Genomic DNA, 20,766 nt, shown 5'->3' with positions numbered 1-20,766 from the left:
CCATTGTCCGGAATTGACTTCAGGATAGACCATGGACTTTATGGGCTGTCGCGACGCTAGTGGATCTGAATGCCCGCGGGGCGGGGAGTATTGGGCAGCGAGTTGGCAGAGGAGTGATTGAGAGGGCGGGGCTTTGAGAGGGCTGGCGCGTCCATGGACCGGATCGAGGGTGGTTCCCCCGATCCGGTACTCGCTGTTTGCGGGGTGTTAGCTGAGCTGACTAATCTCCTGCAGCTGCTGCTGCAGGCGCTGGTGGGCACTTTGCATTTCCGTAAGCTTGTCCCGCTCTTTTGCAACGACGGCTTCCGGCGCCTTGTCGACAAACTTGGGGTTGTTGAGCTTGCCTTCGATACGGCTGAGCTCTTTGGCAAGTTTGTCGATTTCCTTCTGCAGGCGTGCACTTTCTGCCTGTACATCGATCAGGCCGGCCATGGGCACCAGCAGTTCCTGATCGCCCGCCAGTGCGGTCGCGGACGCCGGTGCACTCTCTCCGCTCTCGAGCCAGGTAATGGTCTCGAGACTGGCCAGCTTGACCAGCAAGCTGCGAGAGACTTCCAGCAGTTCCTTGTCACGCGCGGAGCCGCCGCGCAGCAGCAGCGGAATTTTCTTCGCCGGTGAGATATTCATTTCACCGCGAATATTGCGCACGCCTTCAATGACCTGCTTCAGCCAGGCGATGGCAGCTTCTGCTTCGCTGTCGATCCGGTTCTCGTTGGCCTCCGGATAGGGCTGCAACATGATGGTGTCGCCGCTGGCACCAGCCAGTGTCTTGACCCGCTGCCAGATCTCTTCGGTGATGTACGGCATCATCGGATGTGCCAGACGCAATACGGTTTCCAGCACGCGGATCAGGGTGCGGCGGGTGCCTTTTTTCACCGCGTCGGAAGCGTTTTCGTCCCACAGCACCGGTTTCGAAAGCTCGAGGTACCAGCTGCAGTATTCACCCCAGGTGAAATCGTACAGGGCCTGGGAAGCCAGGTCGAAGCGGTAGCTGTCCATCGCTTCGCGAATGGTGATTTCAGTGCGCTGCAGCTGGGAGATGATCCAGCGATCGGCGAGGGAGAGTTCGAAATCGCCGCTGCCGTCCTGGCCGCAATCGTGGCCGTCGCAGTTCTGCAACACGTAGCGGGACGCGTTCCAGATTTTGTTGCAGAAATTGCGGAAGCCCTCGATACGGCCGACATCGAACTTGATATCGCGGCCGGTGGAGGCGAGCGAGTAATAGGTGTAGCGCAGCGCATCGGTGCCGTAAGCGGCGATGCCCTCGGGGAATTCCTTGCGCGTCTGCTTTTCGATTTTTTCGCGCAGGTGCGGCTGCATCATGCCGGTGGTGCGCTTCTGTACCAGGGTTTCCAGGTCGATACCGTCGATCAGGTCGATGGGGTCGAGCACGTTGCCCTTGGACTTGGACATTTTCTGCCCGTGGCTGTCGCGCACCAGGCCGTGTACATACACGGTGTGGAAGGGCACTTCCTTCTTGAAATACAGGGTCAGCATCATCATGCGGGCGACCCAGAAGAAGATGATGTCGAAGCCGGTGACCAGCACAGAGGTGGGGTGGAAGGTGGCCAGCTCCGGAGTTTCTTCCGGCCAGCCGAGGGTGCCGAAAGTCCACAGCCCGGAAGAGAACCAGGTGTCGAGCACATCGTCGTCCTGTTGCAGGCTGACGTCGCCGCCGAGGCCGTGCTTTTCGCGCACTTCCTGTTCGGAGCGACCGACGTAGACCTTCCCTTCCGCGTCATACCACGCAGGAATGCGGTGGCCCCACCACAGCTGGCGGGAAATGCACCAATCCTGGATATCGCGCATCCAGGAGAAATACATGTTCTCGTAGTTTTTCGGCACGAATTCAACGCGGCCGTCCTCGACCACTTTGATCGCCTCTTCGGCCAGCGGCTGGGTTCTTACATACCACTGGTCAGTGAGCCAGGGCTCGATCACGACACCGGAACGATCGCCGCGTGGGACTTTCAATGTGTGCGGTTCGACTTTTTCCAGCAGGCCCAGGGCATCGAGGTCGTCGACGATCTGCTGACGCGCAGCGAAGCGCTCCATGCCGCGGTATTTTTCCGGCACGTTGTCGTTCAGGTTGGCGTCCGCGTCGAGAATGTTGATCATCTCGAGATTGTGGCGCTGGCCCATCTCGTAGTCGTTGAAATCGTGCGCCGGGGTGATCTTCACGCAGCCGGTGCCGAATTCGCGGTCGACATAGTCGTCACCGATGATCGGGATTTCGCGATCCGTGAGTGGCAGCTTGATGGTTTTGCCGATCAGGTGCTGGTAGCGCTCGTCTTCCGGGTGTACCGCCACAGCGGTATCGCCGAGCATGGTTTCCGGGCGGGTGGTGGCGACGACGAGGTGACCAGAGCCATCCGCCAGCGGATAGCGGAAGTGCCACAGGTGTCCCTGTTCTTCCTCGTTCAGTACTTCCAGGTCGGAAATGGCGGTGTGCAGTTTCGGGTCCCAGTTCACCAGGCGCTTGCCGCGGTAGATCAGGTCATCCTCATACAGGCGAATGAAGACTTCCTGCACTGCCTTGTAGAAGCCGTCGTCCATGGTGAAGCGCTCGCGGGACCAGTCCGGGCTGGCACCCAGGCGGCGCAGCTGGCGGGTGATATTGCCGCCGGACTGTTCCTTCCACTCCCACACCTTCTCGATGAACTTGTCGCGGCCCAGCTCGTGGCGATTCTTGCCTTCGGCGGCCAGCAGTCGCTCGACCACCATCTGGGTGGCGATGCCGGCGTGGTCCGTGCCCACCTGCCACAGGGTGTTGTCCCCCTGCATGCGGTGATAGCGGATCAGCGCATCCATGATGGATTCCTGGAAACCGTGGCCCATATGCAGGCTGCCGGTGACGTTCGGCGGCGGGATCATGATGCAGTAGGGATCGGCGGCGGTGTCGCCGGACGGCTTGAAGTAGCCGCGCTCTTCCCAGGTCTTGTACCACTGCTGTTCGATGGCGTTGGGCTGGTATGTCTTGTCCATGCGGGTGGGGAAACCTTGTGTTGACTGACTTCGGGCGCCGGTCTCGCGAGCACAGTGGGCACAGAATAGTGCGCCCGGCGCTCGGGCCGCGCCAAAAAGGCGGGAATTATACCGCTGCCGCAGGGGGCGGCAAAAGGGATCAGTGAGGGGATTGCCGGCTGCAAGCGGCTGGGAATGTGTCGGATCGACGGGTTGGTGGTTAGCGGTTGGCCTCCAGTTCGTCGATCATCCGCTCAATGCGCGCGCGCAGCTGCCGCTCCAGCTCCGGCAGTTGCTTGGCCACCAGGCGGTCGACCAGCTGCTGACGCTGGCTTTCGCGTCGGCGATGGGGCGTGTCCTGGGGCAGTTCCGCATTCTCTTCGGGAGGGGGCTCGGCCAGAATCTCCGTCTCTGTCTCAAGCTCCGCTGGGGCTTCAGTTGCGGGCTCGGGATCCCCGGCGGGGGGCGCGGTATCGCGTTGCGCGGGCGGTTCGGCCGGGGCGGCGGCGACTTCGGGTTCGTCCCGGGGGACGCGACCGCCGGTCAGGCGCGCGCGGATGTGGGCCGGCAGGAAAGGGTTTTCCTCGGACGCAGCGGACTCGCCGAACAGTTCCTGTTGCTGCTCCTCGGGCTTGGGTTTGCTCGGTGCGGCTGTTGCCTGTTTTGCGGGCAGGTTCTGTAGCGGGCGCAACAGGGCGAGTTCGGATTCATTCAATTCGGCCCGGTAATCTTCCGGAAGCTCCTCGTCCACGGGGGAGAACAGGATTGGCAGCTCGCTTTCGTCGAGCGGCTCCTGAACCGGCTGGCGCTGCGGTGCCGGCGCAGTCATCTTGGGAGGCTCCGATGTCGCCGGTGCGGCGACCTGATCGAGCAGGGGAATATCGCCGAGTTCGTCACTGCCGAGCAGGTCGCGAATGGAATTCAGCTCGTCGAGCAGATCGGTCGAGGGCGCGCGCTGGGGGCCGCGATGCTTGTTCTTGTTCTTTCGACCGGACATGAAGCGTGTTGCGCCTGAGGTTATTTGCCTATTTGATGGGATTGTAACGGATATCCGCGATCGCGAAAGTGGCCAAAGCGCGATCGTGAGCGCGCCAGCGCTTCGGATTGCTGGATCACGACCTCGGCCAGGCGCTCGAAACGGCTGAACCAGCCGGGTACCTCACTACACAGGTTGATCAGCAGCCCGTGGTGCACACCGGGTTCTTCACCGCAGTTGATTTCTACGGCCGCCTGCTGTTCCGCGCCCTGCGGCGCGTGGGGCAGGAAACTGTCCTCGCGAAACGTCCACAGCAGCTCGTCCAGCTGTTCCGCCCGCTCGCGATCGTCCACGGCGACCAGTACGCGCATGCCGGCGCGGTGCGCCTTTTCCGCCAAGCGGCAGGCAAAGAGATCGCCCTCCGCGAGCTGGTTGGAGGAGAGTACGTAGAAATCGATTCTGGTCATTAACTCAGTGGATGTCTGTTAGCGGGTTTCGGGGCGGCGCTGCTACGGGGAGTCTTTTGTTCAACAGCCTAATCGGCAATCGTTTCACAAACGTCCCCGGCAGCAGCGCCTTCGCTTTGGGCTTCGATTTTCTTGCGAAGTCGGGTTGCCAGGGGGCGCGTGGCGCACCCTGAATGAGACCGAAATCCGCTTATTTACCCAGCAGGTATTCCATCAGCAGGGGCACCGGGCGGCCGGTGGCACCCTTGTTGGCGCCGGAGTTCCAGGCGCTGCCGGCAATATCCAGGTGCGCCCAGGTGTAGTCCTCGGCAAAGCGCGACAGGAAGCAGGCCGCGGTTACGGAGCCTGCCTCGCGACCACCGATATTCTGCATGTCGGCGAAGTTGGAATCCAGTGAAGACTGGTACTCGTCCCACAGGGGCATCTGCCAGGCGCGGTCGCCGGTGCGCTCGCCGGCGGCAAGCAGCTTGTCGGCCAGATCCTGCTGATTGGCGTAGAGACCGGTGGCGTGGTTGCCGAGGGCGATGACGCAGGCGCCGGTCAGGGTGGCGATGTCGATAACGGCCTTGGGCTTGTACTTGGCAGCGTAAGTGAGGGTGTCGCACAGCACCAGGCGGCCCTCGGCGTCTGTGTTGAGGATCTCGATGGTCTTGCCGGACATAGAGGTCACAACATCGCCGGGCTTGCTGGCGCAACCGCTGGGCATGTTTTCCGCCGCGGCCACCAGGCCCACCACGTTGATCGCCGGTTGCAGTTCCAGCAGTGCATTCATCACGCCGAAGACGCTGGCGGCGCCGCACATGTCGAATTTCATTTCGTCCATGGCCATACCGGGCTTGATACTGATGCCGCCGCTGTCAAAGGTGATGCCTTTGCCGACCAGCACCACCGGCTTGTCGCTGGCCTTGCCGCCTTTATATTGCATGGCGATCAGTGCCGGGGGTTCTTCGCTGCCCTTGGCGACACTGAGGAATGCGCCCATGCCGAGCGACTGCATTTTTTTGGTATCGAGTACGCTGGTGGTAAGTTTTGTATGTTTTTTCGCCAGGTCGCGAGCCTGGGTGGCCAGGTAGCTGGGGGTGCAGATATTGCCGGGCAGGTTGCCGAGCTCCCGCGCTACATTGCTACCGATGGCCTGGGCGGTACCGATCTCTACAGCGGCATCCATGGCCTTCAGCTGTTTGCGGTCGGGTACATGCACGGTAAATTTTTTCAGCGGGTAGCCTTCAACACTGCTCAGGCAGCGAGTGAACTTGTAGGTGGCTAGCCCCGCGGCGAGAGCGAGCTGCTGTGCTTGCCAGGCGCTGTCGGCGTCGGTGACTTCCAACTCCGTCAGGTAGCTGCAGGCATCTTTCAGGCTTGTCACGGCAGTGGCGCTGGCCTTGGCCATCTTGCGGAAGTTCGCCTGGCTCAGCACGCCGTCGTTACTGCGCACGAGCAACACGCGATCTGCCGGGCCTTCCAGCAGGCTGAGCAACAGGGTAGAGGCGAGTTTGGCGCCGAGGTCGCCGCGCTTCAGGATCTTGGCAATCGCGCCACCACTGGCCTTGTCCAGCGCTTCGCCACAGCTGGTGAGGCGATTCTTGGCGTCGACGGCAATAATGGCGCAGGCGCTGCGCTGTTTGCTGATATCGGAGACCTTGGCAGTAAACTGCATAACTCTTTTCCCTTTCGGTTAACACTAATTCGATGCCCCGCGACCGAGACATCGCCGACAATTTTGGTGATAATGCGCCGCACAAGTTTAACCCGCAAGCTACCGGATTGCTTTCGGGGCCGGGCAATTGTTCGGAATTTGCTCATTTTTTGAGCCAGACTTCATTATCACCGCCACTGCTGTCGCCAAGGAATCCGTTCGTCCTGTGATTATTTTCCGCTATCTCTGCCGCGAGCTGCTTTACGCCACGCTGGCAGTCAGCGCTGTTTTGTTGCTGATGGTGATGAGCGGCCGCTTCGTAAAATACCTGGCGGAGGCGGCCGCTGGTGACATGTCCGCCAATATCCTCTTTTCCGTGATGGGCTACCGCCTGCCCGGATTTCTCGAACTGGTGCTGCCTCTCGGTTTTTTCGTCGGCATCCTGCTCGCTTATGGCCGCCTCTATATAGAAAGTGAAATGACCGTGCTGCACGCCTGCGGTTTCAGCGAGCGTCGGCTGCTGGCCTACACCATGGTGCCGGCGTTACTGGTGGCGATGCTGGTTGGGGCAATGAGCCTGTACCTGACACCCACCGGCTGGGAGCGTACCTCCGGCCTGCTCACCGCAGACAAGTCGCGCAACGAATTCGATAACCTGGTGCCGAGGAAATTTATTTCCACGAAAGGCAATCGCTCGGTGTATTACGCGGACTCCCTGAGCAAAGACAAGTCCACGATGCACGATGTTTTCCTCGCCGAACTGGGTTCTTCGCGGGCGGAAACAGAGACGGACCATCAGATCGTGACGATCGCGCGGGAAGGGGTGCAGCAGGTAGACCCGGACACCGGGCTGCGCTATCTGGTGCTGCGGGATGGATATCGCTACGAGGGGGTGCCGGGGCAGAAGGACTACCGGCTGATGAAATTTTCCAGCTATGAGCAGCTGCTCGATATCCCACAGCTGCGCAATCGCTGGGAAGATCAGGTGGAGTCCGCGTCGACACTGCAGCTGTGGCGGAGCGACAGCGCGCCGGAGCGCGCCTACCTGCACTGGCGCTTTAGCCTGCCGGTGCTGGTTCTCGTAGTGGCGGTACTGGCAGTGCCATTGAGCCGCACCAATCCCCGCCAGGGGCGCTACGCGAAGATGATCCCGGCGGTGCTGCTGTATCTCGTTTACCTGATTGTTTTGCTGCGGGTGCGCGGTGCCGTCGAGGACGGCAAAATCGCGAATCCCGCCGCTATCTGGCTGGTGCATCCGCCGTTCCTGATTCTCGGGTTGTTGCTGTTGCGCGGTGGCAAGCTGGGCAAGCGCCCGAAGCGGCCGCCACAGGAACCCCAGGAGGAGGTGGCTCATGCGTAAGCTGGATGTCTATGTCGGCCGCACCGTCGCTGTTTCGGTGGGTGCGGTGTTGCTGGTCCTGCTGGGACTGGATGTGATTTTTGCGTTTATCGATCAGCTCGAGGAGCGCAAGGATGGCTACCAGTTTGCCCAGGTGGTCCAGTATGTGCTCTGGACCATGCCGTCGCGGGTTTACGATCAGCTCGGCTTTTCGGCGCTGGTGGGGTGCATGGTGGGGCTCGGCACGCTGGCGGGTACGAGCGAGCTGACTGTGATGCGCGCGGCGGGTATATCCATTGGCCGTATCGCCTGGGCGGTGATGAAACCGGTGCTGCTATTGATTGTGATCGGCCTGGCGCTGGCGGAATTCGTGATCCCGATGACCAATCAGCACGCGGAAAGCAGCAAAGCTGTGGCCCTCGGCGAACTGAAGGGGCGCGGGCTGGATCAGGGGTTGTGGCTGAAGGATGGCGGTGAATTTTTGCACTTCAATGCCGCACTGCCGAGTGGGGAGTTGTTCGGTATAACCCGCTACCGCTTTGACGACCAGCGTGCGCTGAGACGCGTTGAATTTTCCGAGCGCGGCCACTTTACCGGGGATCACTGGGTACTGGAAAACAGCCGCGCCACGACGTTTACCGCGGACCGCGCCAACAGTGAGGTGGAGACCTCCAGTAAATGGAAAACCGATCTCTCTCCGGACCTGTTTGAGCTGATTGTGCCGATGCCATCGGATCTGGCGCCGCGGAGTCTGTGGTCCTACGCGAAGTTCCTCGACCGCAAGGGGCAGGATTCCAGTCGCTACTGGCTGCAGTTCTGGAAAAAGGTCCTGCAACCGCTGACTATTGCCAGCCTGGTCCTGGTGGCAATTTCCTTCATATTCGGCCCCTTGCGCGAGGTGACCACCGGCCTGCGCGTATTTACCGGGGTCATCGTTGGCATTGTCTTCCAGACGCTACAGGACATGCTCGGGCCGTCCTCCGTGGTATTCGGCTTCCCGCCATTTGTCGCGGTGCTGATGCCAATACTGCTGTGCTTCGCACTGGGCTGGTTGCTGCTGAAGCGCGCCCGCTAAGAATCTTGTTATCACTGCCGCCCGTTCGGGCGGCGCCCTCTACTTTTTCTTCTTCGGCAGTACCCGAACCTGGGAGTTGGAATAGATGTCCTGCCAGGTAGCGCGATCGGCGCGGGTCCAGGCCCAGAAAAATCCGGCACCGAAGCAGGCCAGCGAGATCGGCGCAACCAGGGCGCGCAAGAAGCACTGGCGCCAGCTTAGCTGGACCCCGTCGGGACTGGCCAGTAGCAGCCGCCAGGCGCGCATGCCGATGGTCTGGCCGGCAGCACGCCAGGACCAGATGAAATATGCAGCGATAACCGCAACCATCCCCAGTTGGAACACAGGTCCACTGACGCAGGGATTGTAGTCGTGGGTCTCCGGGTGGCAGTTCAGCCCCACTACGGCTGACGCGACCATCATGGCGATAAAGCCATAAACCATCAGCAGGCCCATGATAATCAGCGTGTCGTAGAGCAGCGCAGCGATGCGTCGGCCGACACCCGCCGGGGGTAACTCGGAAAAGGTCAGTGTGGGGGTGGATCCACTCACGGTAATCTCCGCCAAAGGTCAATTGGCGGAGATTCTAACAAAGGGTGGGGCTGGCAGGAGAGCGGAGATTCAGAACTCGTATTCGAACGAGAAGTTGAACTTGTCGTCGGACAGCCGCAGGTCGTAGTCCAGTGACTGGCCGAACTTGCCGTGGCCGCTTGTATAGCGCCAGATACCACTGCTGTTTTTGCGCCTGTGCTGTTCCCGATAAGTATCCCAGCCCATTTTCAGGATTTCGTTCAGCGCTTTGCCACCGGTGGTGGCTTTGTGTTCTTCCGGGTTTGTGTACACCTGCAACCACTGGTAGTTCAGCCGGCGCTGGACTGTACTCATGGAGTTGTTGCGCAGGTTTTCGGCAGCCTCGTAGAGGGCAGCGTTGTCCATGCCAAAGGCGCTGTCGATAAAGAAGGCATTGTCCGCCTGCAGGTTCAGGGCACTGCTGGAGTCGGGGATGAACAATTCGTCGGAGAGGCAGGCGCTGGATGCGGGTAAGATGAGCAGGCTAAACACAACAGGCAGGTGCTTGCTGGGACGGAAACGAAAACTGCAGAGTTCCATTGGATCTACCCCGAGGTGTCTATTTCTTTGCCAAACGGTGCTTAACAACCGTTGAATTTATTATGGTTCACCTTCTATAGCCTTGATGTATCTCATAACTCGGTCGCCTATTGCAACGTCAATTTGTGGACAGGGCGCCAAATGGCGGTCAATTTCCTGCAGGCCGCATCAGCGCTGGGCTTTGATATTGTTGACGATGTGAACAGGTGGGTGCGGAGCACAGCGCCAAAGTTTTTTATGTCGAAGTTTGCGACGTGCATCACGCGGTAATAATTATTTAATCTAGTGACTCGGGGGACTGGGACGCTAGGTGAAAGAAGTCTGCGCCAACTCCTCATTCCTTAGGCGACTTCACGCTTCAAAAAACATTCCTTTTGGTTGGTTGATCCTCCCCCGATCCGGAAGTTGATTTTGTTGACAGCGCTGTCTTTTTCGCTATGGTGGCTATCACTGACAAAGAATAAGAGAAGAGTCATGACCCGTGTCTCCCCACTGGCCGCCGTCGCCCTCGGCGCTCTCCTGACCACCGGTTTTACCGGCTGTGGCAAATGGGCTTCGGAAAGTGCCGAAGCTGCCCCTCCCGCCGCGCGGATTGCACAGAACTTTGCCGTGACCGAGGAAGTCCTCACCAATTTCCAGGGTGTCGACGATGCGCTGCGCGCCGACTGCAAGCGCGCTGGCGGTAGCGGCGCCATCTGCTCTACCTACCGGATCTCACTGGTCAACAATGGCCCGGCTATCGGCGCCGGTGAGCGCGACTGGACACTGTACTTCCACAGCGTGCGGCGGAGCTTCAGTCTCCTTAATCGTGACGACTTTGAATTGGAGCATGTGAGTGGAGACCTGCACCGGCTGACGCCCAATGAGCACTTCAAGGGCATCGCCGCCGGTGAGACCCTGCAGCTGGATTTGCTGGCGGAGAACTGGTTCCAGTTTGAGTCTGATTTCATGCCGCGGCTGTTCGTTGTGGACGCCGGTGGCAAGGCGCATGTGATTGCGTCTACCGATAGCGATGACATCACCGGTTTCGTCAAACCCATCAACACCAACAATCCGGATAACTGGAAGCGTACAGCGGTAGACAACAATGTGCTGGCCACCGCTTCCAGCCGCTATACCCGGTTCAACAGTCGTCCGTCAGACAATAGCGATGACTGGCGCGCGCGTATCATCCCACAGCCACTGCACAGCACCGTGACCGGCCAGCCCGTGGCGCTGCCCACCGGCATCGCCGTCGATGCAGGTCCGCTGGATAGCCGCAGCCTGCATGCCTTCCGCCAGCGCCTGGAACAACTGCAGCTGGCGCCTTCGGGTCCCGGCGCCTACCCGGTGCGCGTGGATATCGACCACACGAGTTTTGCCGACAAAACTTCCGGAGCCTACAAGCTGAGTGTGGGGGAGAAGGGTGCCAGTATTGTGGGCTTCGATCAGGCCGGTGCTTTCTATGGACTGCAGTCACTGTTGGCTCTGGTCGATGTCGACAGCCGCACCCTGGCACAGGTCGACGTGCAGGACGCACCGCGCTTCCAGTATCGCGGTATGTTCCTGGATGTAGGACGCAACTTTCATACCAAGGCGGTGGTGTTGAGATTGCTCGACCAGATGGCGGCCTATAAATTGAATCGCTTCCATTTTCACCTTTCCGACGACGAGGGCTGGCGCCTGCAGATTCCGGGCCTGCCGGAACTCACCGACGTGGGCAGCCGCCGCTGCTTCGACCTGAAGGAAGAGCGTTGCCTGCTGCCGCAGCTGGGCTCGGGGCCGAACACCGACAATAACGGCAGCGGTTACTTCACTGTTGACGACTACGCAGAAATTCTGCGCTACGCCGCGGCTCGCCATATTGAAGTGATTCCCGAATTCGATATGCCCGCCCACGCCCGCGCGGCCGTGGTGTCCATGGAGGCGCGCTACCGCAAGCTGAAAGATGCGGCACCGGAGAAGGCGGCCGAGTACCGCCTGATCGACCCGGAGGACGATACCCGCTACCTGTCGGTCCAGTATTACGATGACAGTTACATCAATCCGTGCAGCGACTCCACCTACCGCTTTGTCAGTAAAGTGATGACCGAGGTGAAGGCGATGCACGATGCGGCCGGCGTCCCCTTGCTGAGTTGGCATTTCGGTGGCGATGAGGCTGTTAACATCCTTGCCGGTGGTGCCTTCGAACCGGCACCCGGCAAGAATCCGGACAAGGGCGACATAGCGGCAGATATGCGCGACAAGCCCTGGAGCCACTCGCCCCAGTGCCAGAAGTTGATCGCCAGTGGCGAAGTGAAATCCCTCGACGAAGTGGGTGAGTACTATGCCGCACGCGTGAGCAAACTGGTGGCGGATGCCGGAATTCCCGCCATGGCAGCCTGGAACGACGGCGTAAAGCGCATCGCCGATGCCGACAGCGAGCTTGCCACCGAGCAGAACTTCGTTAACTCCTGGGCACCGCTGTTCTGGGGGGGCGGGAATGAGAGCCTGCACCTGGCGGAGACTGGTTTCGATGTGGTGCAGTCCCATTCGGATTTCCTCTACTTCGACATGCCTTACGAAGTAGATCCCAAGGAGCACGGCTACTACTGGGCCTCGCGCGCTACCGATACCCGCAAGGTCTTCAGTTACGCGCCGCTGAACACGGCGCAACTCGCCGAAGTCTCCACCGACCGCGACGGCAACGGCTGGTCGGCAAAAACACCGCGCGCGGAATTTGCCGAGCATGTTCGCGGTATGCAGGGGCAGTTGTGGAGTGAAACCGTGCGCACCGATACCGAGGTGGAATACAAGGTCTATCCGCGCCTACTGGCCCTGGCCGAACGCGCATGGCACAAGGCCGACTGGGAACTACCATTATCAGAAGGGCAGGAGTTTTCAGCCGACACCAACGCCGTGGATCGGCAGGCGCTGGGTAATGACTGGGCAGGTTTTGCCGCGGCGCTCGGCCATAAAGAGCTGCATAAACTGGATCTCGGCGGTGTCGGTTACCGCGTGCCGGTGCCCGGCGCAGTGGTGAATGACAATAGGGTGCGGGCGGCGTTGCCCTATCCGGGCCTGCCGCTCGAGTACTTCGACGGCAAGGGCTGGCAGTCGCTGGTGGAAGGCACGCCGGCGGAAGCTGTCCGAGCCTTGCGCGCCCGCAGTGCCGACGGGGCGCGCGCTGGCCGGGCGGTGCCGCTGGACCCGCCGCCGGCGGAAACGGCGCAGCGCTAGTTATCCGACCCACTATCAGATCTCAACAAATCGCGGCCACCGGCCGCGATTTGTCATTCTGGACCACTCCCTCACCCGCCCACCGTTCCGGACAGAATCAGTGAAGCCGGCCGTCCGGTCTCGGGATGGAGCGGTTCGCGCAAAGCCGCCAGCTGCATACCGTTTTCTGTAAGCAGCGTCACCCAGCTGCCCACCGTGCGGAAATACCACGGGGCCGGATCACTGAAATCCTCACTGAAACCCGCCCAGCTGCCGGCGCGCCATCCGTCCCGATAGGTGGCTTCGCCGCAGGTCTCCAGCGGGTGCAGCGTCTGCACGACCAGGTGGCCGCCGGGATTCAGCAATCCGCGGGTGGCGGCAAACAGCGCATTGACAGATTCCCGGCCCAGCAGGGAAAAATTGCAGACCAGTACATCGAATCGCAGGGGTAGCGCGCCGCCGGATAGTTCGGCATAACTGAGCTGCCGGTAAATCTCCCGCGGACCGGATTGGCGGCGGGCGGCCGCTACCAGTTCCGCGACGGCATCGATTCCGCAGACGTCGATTTCGTGCGATGTCAATTTCCGCGCCAGCCAGCCTTCACCACAGCCGATATCCAGTACCGAGGCGGGTTTCAGCGCCGTGACGGCAGCTACAATTGCAGCGTCGGTAACGAGTTTACGGCTGGCGATGGTGGTGCCGTCGATGGCGCGAATCCACGGTGCGGCATTTTTCCGCCAGCTGTGCAGGATCTTTTTGTCGCTGAATTCGGAATCGCTCATGGGTTCTCGTCGCGGCCCCTGTGAAATGTCTGCCGGGAAGTGTACCGTCGGCAGGCAGCAAGGGATAAGAGAGAAAACAATATGCCCCGTCAAATGGTCTTTGATTACGTTATTGTCGGTGGTGGTTCAGCCGGCTGCGTGCTCGCCAACCGGCTGAGTGCCGAAGAGCAGCACCGTGTGGCACTGCTGGAGGCCGGCCCCGGTGACCGCAGTCCCCTGATTCATATCCCTGCCGGGGTCGCTTATCTGGTGCCGGGCAAACGGCATAACCTGCACCACTACACCGAGCCGCAGACTTACCTGAAAGGGCGCAAATTATTCTGGCCGCGGGGACGCACGCTCGGGGGCAGCAGCTCCATCAATGCGATGATCTATATTCGCGGCAATGGCGCCGACTACGACGCCTGGGAAGAGGCCGGTAATGCGGGCTGGGGCTGGCGCGACCTGTTGCCATACTTTTTGCTGGCGGAGGGTAATGCACGCGGCAGCGATGCCCATCACAGCGGCTACGGACCCCTGGCCGTATCGGACCTGCGCTGGAAATCTCCGGCCGGGCGCGCCTTCGTGCGCGCTGCGCAATCCGCGGGCCACCGTCTTAACAACGACTTCAACGGCAGCCAGCAGGGTGGTGTGGGGTTCTATCAGGTGACTCAGCGATGCGGCCATCGCTGTTCCTCCGCGATGGCTTACCTGCGACCGGCTGAGAGCCGTCCCAACCTCAGCGTCCTGACACACAGCCCGGTTGCGCGGCTGCTGTTTCGCGGCGATCGTGTTACCGGCGTGGAGTTGATCAACGGCAAGCAGGTGATCGCCAACCGGGAGGTGATTCTCTCTGCCGGTGCGCTGCAGTCGCCACAGCTGCTGATGCTGTCGGGCATCGGCGCCGAAAATGAATTGAAACAACTGGGTATCCTGCCGCAGATGCACCTGCCAGGCGTGGGCAAAAACCTGCAGGACCACCTGGATATCATCCAGGTGGCGGAAGCATCAGCGCCGATCACCTTTAACGACGCATTCTGGCCGAAACTCAAAACTGCGCTGCGCCTGCCGGAATTCATGTTGACCAGCACCGGTCCGCTCACAAGTAACGTGGCGGAGGCGGGAGGTTTCGCAAGCTCCAGTATTGCTGGTGCACACCCGGATATTCAGTTCCACTTTTGTGCGGCCCCGCTATTCGAGCACGGGTTGAAAAAGCCGGGAGGGTACGGCTACTCCCTGCACGCCTGTGCACTGCGGCCGAAAAGCCGTGGCGAAATATCCCTCGCCAGTGCGGATCCACGTGCATTGCCCCGGATCCAACCCAATTACCTGAGCGAGCGCGAGGATATGCTGGTACTGCGGGAGGGGTTTGAAATGGCCCGGGACATTCTCGAGCAGGAGGCGATCAAGCGTTATCGGAAGCGCTATTGGAGCCCGGAAAAGAAATTGACCAACCGCCGCGCCATCGAAGCTTTTATCCGCAGTCATGCGGAAAGCATTTATCACCCTGTTGGCACCTGTAAAATGGGCAGCGACGAATTAGCGGTGGTGGATGCGGAGCTGAAAGTACGCGGGGTGGATGGACTGCGCGTGGTGGACGCCTCCATAATGCCGACCCTGATCAGCGGCAACACCAATGCGCCGACGATCGCCATCGCCGAAAAAGCCGCGGATATGATTCTGCGCAAATCACCAGTAGCGACCCCTCCAGCGGAGACCTTAACAACAGAATGATCTGGCAATGCCCCCTCTGCCAGCTGCCGCTGAAATTCAGCGACAGCAACTGGCACTGTGACAATCGCCACAGCTTTGACTGTGCCCGGGAGGGCTATGTCAACCTGCTGCCGGTGAGCCGTAAGCGCAGCAAGGAACCTGGAGATTCCGCCGACATGCTGCAAGCACGTCGGCATTTTCTCGAGGCTGGACACTATCGTCCATTAGTGGACGCCATTGTGGCGTTACTGCCCTATGCGCCCGGCCGGCAGCTGTTGGATATCGGTTGTGGCGAAGGTTATTACACGCGCCAGCTGGAGGCCGCGGGCTGGCCGGCGCACGATATTGCGGGTGTCGATATTGCCAAGGCCGGAGTGCGGATGGCGGCCAAGCGCCAGCCGGGTGCCCAGTTTGTTGTGGCCGGCAGTTACGGCTTGCCCGTGGTGACGGACAGTGTCGATCACCTGTTGCGTGTCTTTGCCCCGGCCGCAGACGATGAAATGTGCCGGGTGGTAAATCCGGGTGGATCGCTGCTGGATGTGGCGCCAGGGCCCGAACACCTGTGGTCCCTGAAACAGGCGCTGTACAGCGAGCCGCGAGAACACGCACCACCGAAAGCGGTGGAAGGATTTGCGCCGGATGTGGAAATGCGCTGCTGTTTCCCCTTCCAACTGGAAGGGCAGGAAGCGATTGCGGGCTTTCTCGCCATGACCCCATTTGCCTGGAAAGGCCACAGCGATGTGCGGCGGGAGCTGGAACAGAAAGATTCCCTGAAATTGGAGGCGGACTTCGTGGTGCGCCGTCTGGTCTGCAGGAAGTAACGGAAAGGGACAATGGCAACGCCCCGGGATTACGGATTTATGCGGCGCGCGCTGGAACTCGCGGAAATTGCCGCCGAGCGCGGTGAAGTGCCGGTCGGTGCAGTACTGGTGCGCAATGGCCAGGTGATCGGCGAGGGCAGTAACCGCCCGATCGGTAACTGCGATCCGAGTGCCCACGCGGAAATCGTTGCGCTGCGCCGCGCGGCGGAACAGGAACAAAACTACCGCCTGCCGGATACTACGCTCTATGTAACCATCGAACCCTGCACCATGTGCTTCGGCGCCATGGTGCACGCGCGGGTGGCGCGCCTGGTGTACGGCGCCAGCGAGCCGCGGGCCGGCGTTGTGGAAAGCCGCCTGCAACTGGGTGAAGCGGATTTCTTCAATCACCGGATTGCTGTGGAGAGCGGCGTGATGGCCGACGAAGCCGCAGCGCTGGTGCGCGAATTTTTTCGCGCCCGCCGGAGCGGCGACTGATGGTCGTCGCGTTCATACTGAACAGCTTATTGGTGGCTGCGGTTGTCGTCATTCACCACGAGGCGCTGAACTTCCTGTTTTTGGTCGGGCAGAAGTGGTCGGTGCGGCGCAATATGGCGGTGCTGATCGGTGTGCTCGGCGCCCTGATGGCGCACGTTGTGGAAATCTGGCTGTTTGCCCTCGGCTATTTCTATATGGTCCACTCGGATCACTTCCAGACGCTGGAAGGCAATTTTGATGGCAGCCTGATCGACTGCGCCTATTTTTCCTTTACGACCTATACGTCGCTGGGTTTTGGCGACATCGAACCCCTGGGCCACCTGCGCTTTACGGCCGGTCTGGAAGCGCTGGCGGGACTGATGATGATCACCTGGACCGCGTCGTTCATGTTCCTGAAGATGCAGCGCTACTGGCGCTACACCGGAGGATAAGCCGCGTCGCTGTTGCCGCGTGCCGCCAATCGCTACTGCGGTTTATTTCCCTTTCCCGCCTGAACCAGGTTCACCTCACCCAGATCGATGCGTTCCTGTGTCGGCTCTACGGCATTATGGCTATCGGTAATCCACAGCAGTTTGCCGTCGCCGTTCTCGATACGCGCGGCGATGGAATACCGGTGTCCGGGCTGGAAGCTACTTTTTGGCGCCCGCACGGCAAACGAGATAGGCACCTGCTGGCCATGCAGCTCGATGAGTTCCATCGCGATAATCTTTGCAGGCGCATCGGCGCGGGAAACATCCTGCAGACGGATGGTGGCCACAGCCTCGCGGGGCAGGGCGATGCGTTGGGGATAGACCAGGCTGCCGGAGATGGTGATCAGGCTTGCCTCGGCACTCGGCGGGCTGGTTTTTTGCTGGCAGGCGCTGACGAGCAGTATCGACAGCAGGGTAACTAGCCACAACGGGCCGCGTATAGCTGCGGGTGAATACATAATCGGCCTCGATTTGAAGGTGCCTATTTAGTCTTAGGTCAATCCACCGGTGGAGACAAGCGCAAGCGGTCACTTGCGGGCTAGCCTGATGGCGGCGCCCTGTTAGACTGTAGGGCGATGCGGGGGAGTCCCGGTGCGGAAATCAGACAGTAAGCCGGGTGGCGGTGGGTAACCTATGAAGCGTGAATTTTGGGGCATGGCGATCATCCTTGGGCTGTTGAGCTGTGTCGGTCCCTTTGCCATCGATATGTACCTGCCGGCGCTGCCGGTGATTGCCGACAGTTTTGGCGCGCCGGTGGAAGCCACCCAGTACACCCTGATGTCATTTTTTGTGGCGTTCGGGGTTTGCCAGCTGTTTTATGGTCCAGCCGCCGACATGTTTGGGCGCAAGCCGCCCCTCTATTTCGGTCTGATCCTGTTCGCGCTGGCATCACTGGGCTGTGCCTTTGCCCCGACCATCGAGTGGCTGATCGCGCTGCGCTTTGTACAGGGCATCGGCGCGGCAGCGGTGATGTCGATTCCGCGCGCGATTATCCGCGACCGCTATACCGGCACCGAGGCCACGCGGCTGATGACGACGGTCATGCTGGTGATTTCCATCTCGCCAATGCTCGCGCCCCTGGCCGGCAGCGCACTGATCGGCCCCTTTGGCTGGCCCTCGGTATTTATCGCCGTGGCTGCGGCAACGGTGGTCAGCTTGTTGCTGGCTGGATTTAAGCTGCCGGAATCCCTGGCACCGGCCGACCGGGTGCCCTTCGAGTTCGGCGCCATGCGGAGCGCCTTTGCCACGCTGCTGCGCGATCCCGCCTATATGGGACTGACGCTGATCGGTGGCCTGGGCATGTCGAGCTTCTTCGTGTTTCTATCCACCGCGTCGTTTCTCTACACGGGCCACTACGGGTTGACGTCGACCCAGTTCAGCCTGGCCTTCGCGCTCAATGCGCTGGGATTTTTTACCGCCAGTCAGTTTGCCGCGAATCTGGGCGAGCGCTTTGGTTCCGCCAATGTCGTGCGCTGGGGTGTTGCGGGTTTCGCCGGCAGTGCATCGTTGATGTGCGCCCTGTTTGCCGCGGGCATCGACAGCTTCGCGCTGCTGGTGGCGATGCTGATTGTCACCAATGCATTCCTTGGGCTGGTAGTGCCCACCACGATGGTGCTCTCCCTCGACAATCACGGTCCCATTGCCGGCACCGCCGCCGCACTGGGCGGCGCACTGCAGATGTTGCAGGGCGCGGTTGCCATCGTCATCGTCAGCCAGGTTTTCGATGGCACGCCCCTGCCGCTGGTGGCGAGTATCGCCGTGTGCGCCCTGCTGGCGCTCGGATTGTCGCTGCTGACGCTGCGCGCTCCGGCACAGCTGGCGGCGGCACGGTAGGCGGATATTGGATCAATCGGGAGTGCGCCATGTGCAGTGTTTTCGATGTGGATGATCACGCGGGAATCGAGCGCTTTCTGGAAATTTACGGCGTGCATCACCCGCAGCGGATGATCTTCGGGCGCCGCCGGCGACCGACCCAGCAGGTATCCATTGTGACGGCCCGCCATGGCGCGCCGGAGGTGGAAAATGCCATCTGGCACCTCTACCTGGAGCGCGCCGGCGATGGCTGGAAACCCCATCGTAAATACTGGTCCATCAACAGCAACTGGAAAAAACTGGGGCAGCGCCCCGAATACCGCAAATCCCGTTGCCTGATTCCCGCCACGGCCTGGGTGGAGAGCCAGCACGGCAAGAACCCGGTCGAGTTCAGTTACGGTGCGCCGCTTTTTTTCTGCGGCCTCTACAAGACTTGGGGCGATGTGCTTAGCTGTTCCATCATCACCCTGGACGCGCACCCGGCGACAAAGCAATACCACGAAAAATCGTTGCCGATGGTTGCCCCCGCCGACACGGTTTTTGTTGAAAGCTGGCTGCAGGGTGGTGAGGATACGAAGCAGTTTGAGCCGTACCTGCATCCCCATATCGAGTACGCGGACAGCGCATTGCAGGTTCGGCCGGTAGTGCGTGCAACGTCAACGGAATATGCGGGGGAGCGGCGCGGCGTCGAGTAGCTTTATTGCCTATTGCGGAATCAGAGATAAGGGGGGGAATCGCGGACGGCGCGGCGTCTTTTACTCGGCCGGACTAACCAAAAAAGCTAATGCTTTTTTGTATTTGGTACCAGAGAACGGACTCGAACATTATGTAAGTTATTGATATGTAAAAGTGTTTTGTAGGTTGTAACCTGCAGAATGAAAGAATACAGACAAGCATATAGACTCTAAGCTAGAAATAGGCTTGGCCCAATAGGAAAGCGCATAGTTACACGCATCTTGCAGGCTCCTACTCATGAAAATGGCTGTAAATTGGCGTGGTTGACGTAGTTCACAGTACTGGAGAGAATCGAAGACACGCGGAAGGCAAAAAAAGAAAAAGGGAGACGCGAATTGAAAACGATAAATTACCTACTCCTCACTTTAGGGCTCACACTAGCTTCTGGTTTATCCCTCGCAGCTGACGGTTACGGCTCTTGGAAATGGGCCTACTTTGATGACAATTCTGGCACTTTTGCATTGACGGCGAGTGATTCAGGGAAGGCGCTTACTCAGGTTTGCTACTTCAATACTGGGGAATGTATCTACAGTGTGAACTTCCCGGCATCCTGTGAAACAGGAAGCTCTTATTCGGCCTTGGTCAATTCCGATACAGCGGCTTTCACCATCGACATGGTTTGCCACAACTCAACCTCACTGGGTGGTTTCTATAACTTAGCGGATTTTGACCGGATTGATCAGATAGTTCGAAAATCCAATAAGGTCGGGTTTGCTATGGCTATGGAAGGAGGGGCCTTTAGTGTTGTTCGTTTTTCGCTCTCTGGATCATCCGCCACCTTGGACGAGATGCGAAAGAACTTCCTTGTCGCCTCTAAGGCAAAAGACGCGATAAGTCGGCAGGTGAAAGGCGATCAAGTTCTTTAAGGAGGGCACGCCAGAAAGGACCCGTGCGCGTACTGGTCCGAAAATAGCGGTGAGCTGTCTAGGAATGCTGAGCCCAGTGTCAGGTCTTGTAAGGTTGGGCGTTCGAGGATGTTTGGCGGTCGACGGGGTGTGGATCGCTTTTAGGGCTCCAATAACGGCGGATGCTGGCCGTGGTTAGCGCTGAGGCGGCCTGTAATTCATTCTGAGCGCGTTTCTTCGCTTCGGCCATGCCTACCTACTGCTTCTATATCTGTATGAAAATACAGTGCGACCTGAAACCGTTGCCTTCTTGCCGTAATGTTGCCCCTTTTTTGGTTTCCGAAAACTGGCCCGCTACTGACTTCCAGAAAATCTTCCCTCGCGTAGTGACTGCGCATAAACCTTCGTG

General features: G+C 60.0%; 18 protein-coding genes. 10 read left to right on the top strand and 8 right to left on the bottom strand.

What is annotated here, in order from left to right; genetic code table 11:
- Nucleotides 1-207: 207 nt before the first annotated feature.
- From IG168_RS19460 to IG168_RS19445, 4 genes are all read right to left on the bottom strand, one after another.
- Nucleotides 208-2,985 carry a valine--tRNA ligase gene (locus IG168_RS19460; protein WP_193166275.1) on the bottom strand — a complete coding sequence of 926 codons (2,778 nt, stop codon included), beginning with the start codon at nucleotides 2,983-2,985 and terminating at the stop codon, nucleotides 208-210.
- Between the two features lie 199 nt (nucleotides 2,986-3,184).
- Nucleotides 3,185-3,961 carry a hypothetical protein gene (locus IG168_RS19455; RefSeq protein ID WP_193166274.1) on the bottom strand — a complete coding sequence of 259 codons (777 nt, stop codon included), beginning with the start codon at nucleotides 3,959-3,961 and terminating at the stop codon, nucleotides 3,185-3,187.
- 20 nt (nucleotides 3,962-3,981) lie between these two features.
- Complete coding sequence (locus IG168_RS19450) at nucleotides 3,982-4,407, bottom strand: DNA polymerase III subunit chi (protein ID WP_193166273.1); 426 nt, start codon at nucleotides 4,405-4,407, stop codon at nucleotides 3,982-3,984.
- Between the two features lie 190 nt (nucleotides 4,408-4,597).
- Nucleotides 4,598-6,064: a leucyl aminopeptidase gene (locus IG168_RS19445; protein ID WP_193166272.1), complete on the bottom strand. Its 1,467-nt coding sequence runs from the start codon at nucleotides 6,062-6,064 to the stop codon at nucleotides 4,598-4,600.
- Between the two features lie 205 nt (nucleotides 6,065-6,269).
- On the opposite strand from IG168_RS19445, the gene lptF reads away from it, so the two are divergent.
- Nucleotides 6,270-7,403: an LPS export ABC transporter permease LptF gene (lptF, locus tag IG168_RS19440; RefSeq protein ID WP_193166271.1), complete on the top strand. Its 1,134-nt coding sequence runs from the start codon at nucleotides 6,270-6,272 to the stop codon at nucleotides 7,401-7,403.
- A complete protein-coding gene (gene lptG, locus IG168_RS19435) occupies nucleotides 7,396-8,457 on the top strand; it encodes an LPS export ABC transporter permease LptG (protein WP_193166270.1) in 1,062 nt (353 codons plus the stop codon). Before lptF ends, lptG begins: the two co-directional genes overlap by 8 nt.
- Nucleotides 8,458-8,496: 39 nt before the next feature.
- Here lptG and IG168_RS19430 read toward each other — a convergent pair whose 3' ends face one another.
- Together IG168_RS19430 and IG168_RS19425 are read right to left on the bottom strand one after the other, a co-directional pair.
- Complete coding sequence (locus IG168_RS19430; protein WP_193166269.1) at nucleotides 8,497-8,988, bottom strand: RDD family protein; 492 nt, start codon at nucleotides 8,986-8,988, stop codon at nucleotides 8,497-8,499.
- Nucleotides 8,989-9,057: 69 nt separating this feature from the next.
- Complete coding sequence (locus tag IG168_RS19425; RefSeq protein WP_193166268.1) at nucleotides 9,058-9,546, bottom strand: hypothetical protein; 489 nt, start codon at nucleotides 9,544-9,546, stop codon at nucleotides 9,058-9,060.
- Between the two features lie 474 nt (nucleotides 9,547-10,020).
- On the opposite strand from IG168_RS19425, the gene IG168_RS19420 reads away from it, so the two are divergent.
- A complete protein-coding gene (locus IG168_RS19420) occupies nucleotides 10,021-12,744 on the top strand; it encodes a family 20 glycosylhydrolase (RefSeq protein ID WP_193166267.1) in 2,724 nt (907 codons plus the stop codon).
- Nucleotides 12,745-12,815: 71 nt separating this feature from the next.
- Here IG168_RS19420 and IG168_RS19415 read toward each other — a convergent pair whose 3' ends face one another.
- Nucleotides 12,816-13,505 (bottom strand): class I SAM-dependent methyltransferase, encoded by a 690-nt coding sequence (locus IG168_RS19415; protein ID WP_193166266.1) that lies wholly within the window; start codon nucleotides 13,503-13,505, stop codon nucleotides 12,816-12,818.
- A gap of 81 nt (nucleotides 13,506-13,586) precedes the next feature.
- Between IG168_RS19415 and IG168_RS19410 the strand changes: the two genes are divergently transcribed.
- From IG168_RS19410 to IG168_RS19395, 4 genes are read left to right on the top strand one after another with little or no spacing between them, the layout of a single operon-like run.
- Complete coding sequence (locus tag IG168_RS19410) at nucleotides 13,587-15,218, top strand: GMC family oxidoreductase (protein WP_193166265.1); 1,632 nt, start codon at nucleotides 13,587-13,589, stop codon at nucleotides 15,216-15,218.
- A complete protein-coding gene (gene rlmA / locus IG168_RS19405; protein ID WP_193166264.1) occupies nucleotides 15,215-16,018 on the top strand; it encodes a 23S rRNA (guanine(745)-N(1))-methyltransferase in 804 nt (267 codons plus the stop codon). The genes IG168_RS19410 and rlmA overlap by 4 nt, the downstream gene beginning before the upstream one ends.
- Nucleotides 16,019-16,030: 12 nt before the next feature.
- The gene (gene tadA, locus IG168_RS19400) at nucleotides 16,031-16,495 is read left to right on the top strand and encodes a tRNA adenosine(34) deaminase TadA (protein WP_193166263.1); all 465 of its coding nucleotides are present in this window, start codon (nucleotides 16,031-16,033) and stop codon (nucleotides 16,493-16,495) included.
- The gene (locus IG168_RS19395; RefSeq protein WP_193166262.1) at nucleotides 16,495-16,926 is read left to right on the top strand and encodes a potassium channel family protein; all 432 of its coding nucleotides are present in this window, start codon (nucleotides 16,495-16,497) and stop codon (nucleotides 16,924-16,926) included. The genes tadA and IG168_RS19395 overlap by 1 nt, the downstream gene beginning before the upstream one ends.
- 32 nt (nucleotides 16,927-16,958) lie before the next feature.
- On the opposite strand, the gene IG168_RS19390 is transcribed toward IG168_RS19395, so the two are convergent.
- Nucleotides 16,959-17,423, bottom strand: a complete 465-nt coding sequence (locus tag IG168_RS19390) for a YbaY family lipoprotein (protein WP_193166261.1) — start codon at nucleotides 17,421-17,423, stop codon at nucleotides 16,959-16,961.
- Between the two features lie 175 nt (nucleotides 17,424-17,598).
- Between IG168_RS19390 and IG168_RS19385 the strand changes: the two genes are divergently transcribed.
- The 3 genes from IG168_RS19385 (at nucleotide 17,599) to IG168_RS19375 (ending at nucleotide 20,378) form a co-directional block, all read left to right on the top strand.
- Nucleotides 17,599-18,798 carry a multidrug effflux MFS transporter gene (locus IG168_RS19385; protein ID WP_193166260.1) on the top strand — a complete coding sequence of 400 codons (1,200 nt, stop codon included), beginning with the start codon at nucleotides 17,599-17,601 and terminating at the stop codon, nucleotides 18,796-18,798.
- 29 nt (nucleotides 18,799-18,827) lie between these two features.
- Nucleotides 18,828-19,472, top strand: coding sequence for an SOS response-associated peptidase family protein (locus tag IG168_RS19380; RefSeq protein ID WP_193166259.1), 645 nt, complete (start codon nucleotides 18,828-18,830; stop codon nucleotides 19,470-19,472).
- 375 nt (nucleotides 19,473-19,847) lie between these two features.
- Nucleotides 19,848-20,378 (top strand): hypothetical protein, encoded by a 531-nt coding sequence (locus IG168_RS19375; RefSeq protein ID WP_193166258.1) that lies wholly within the window; start codon nucleotides 19,848-19,850, stop codon nucleotides 20,376-20,378.
- Nucleotides 20,379-20,766 lie beyond the last annotated feature (388 nt).

Source organism: Microbulbifer hainanensis, from assembly GCF_014904735.1.
GTDB lineage: Bacteria > Pseudomonadota > Gammaproteobacteria > Pseudomonadales > Cellvibrionaceae > Microbulbifer > Microbulbifer hainanensis.
This window is presented reverse-complemented; position numbering and strand designations above follow the sequence as displayed.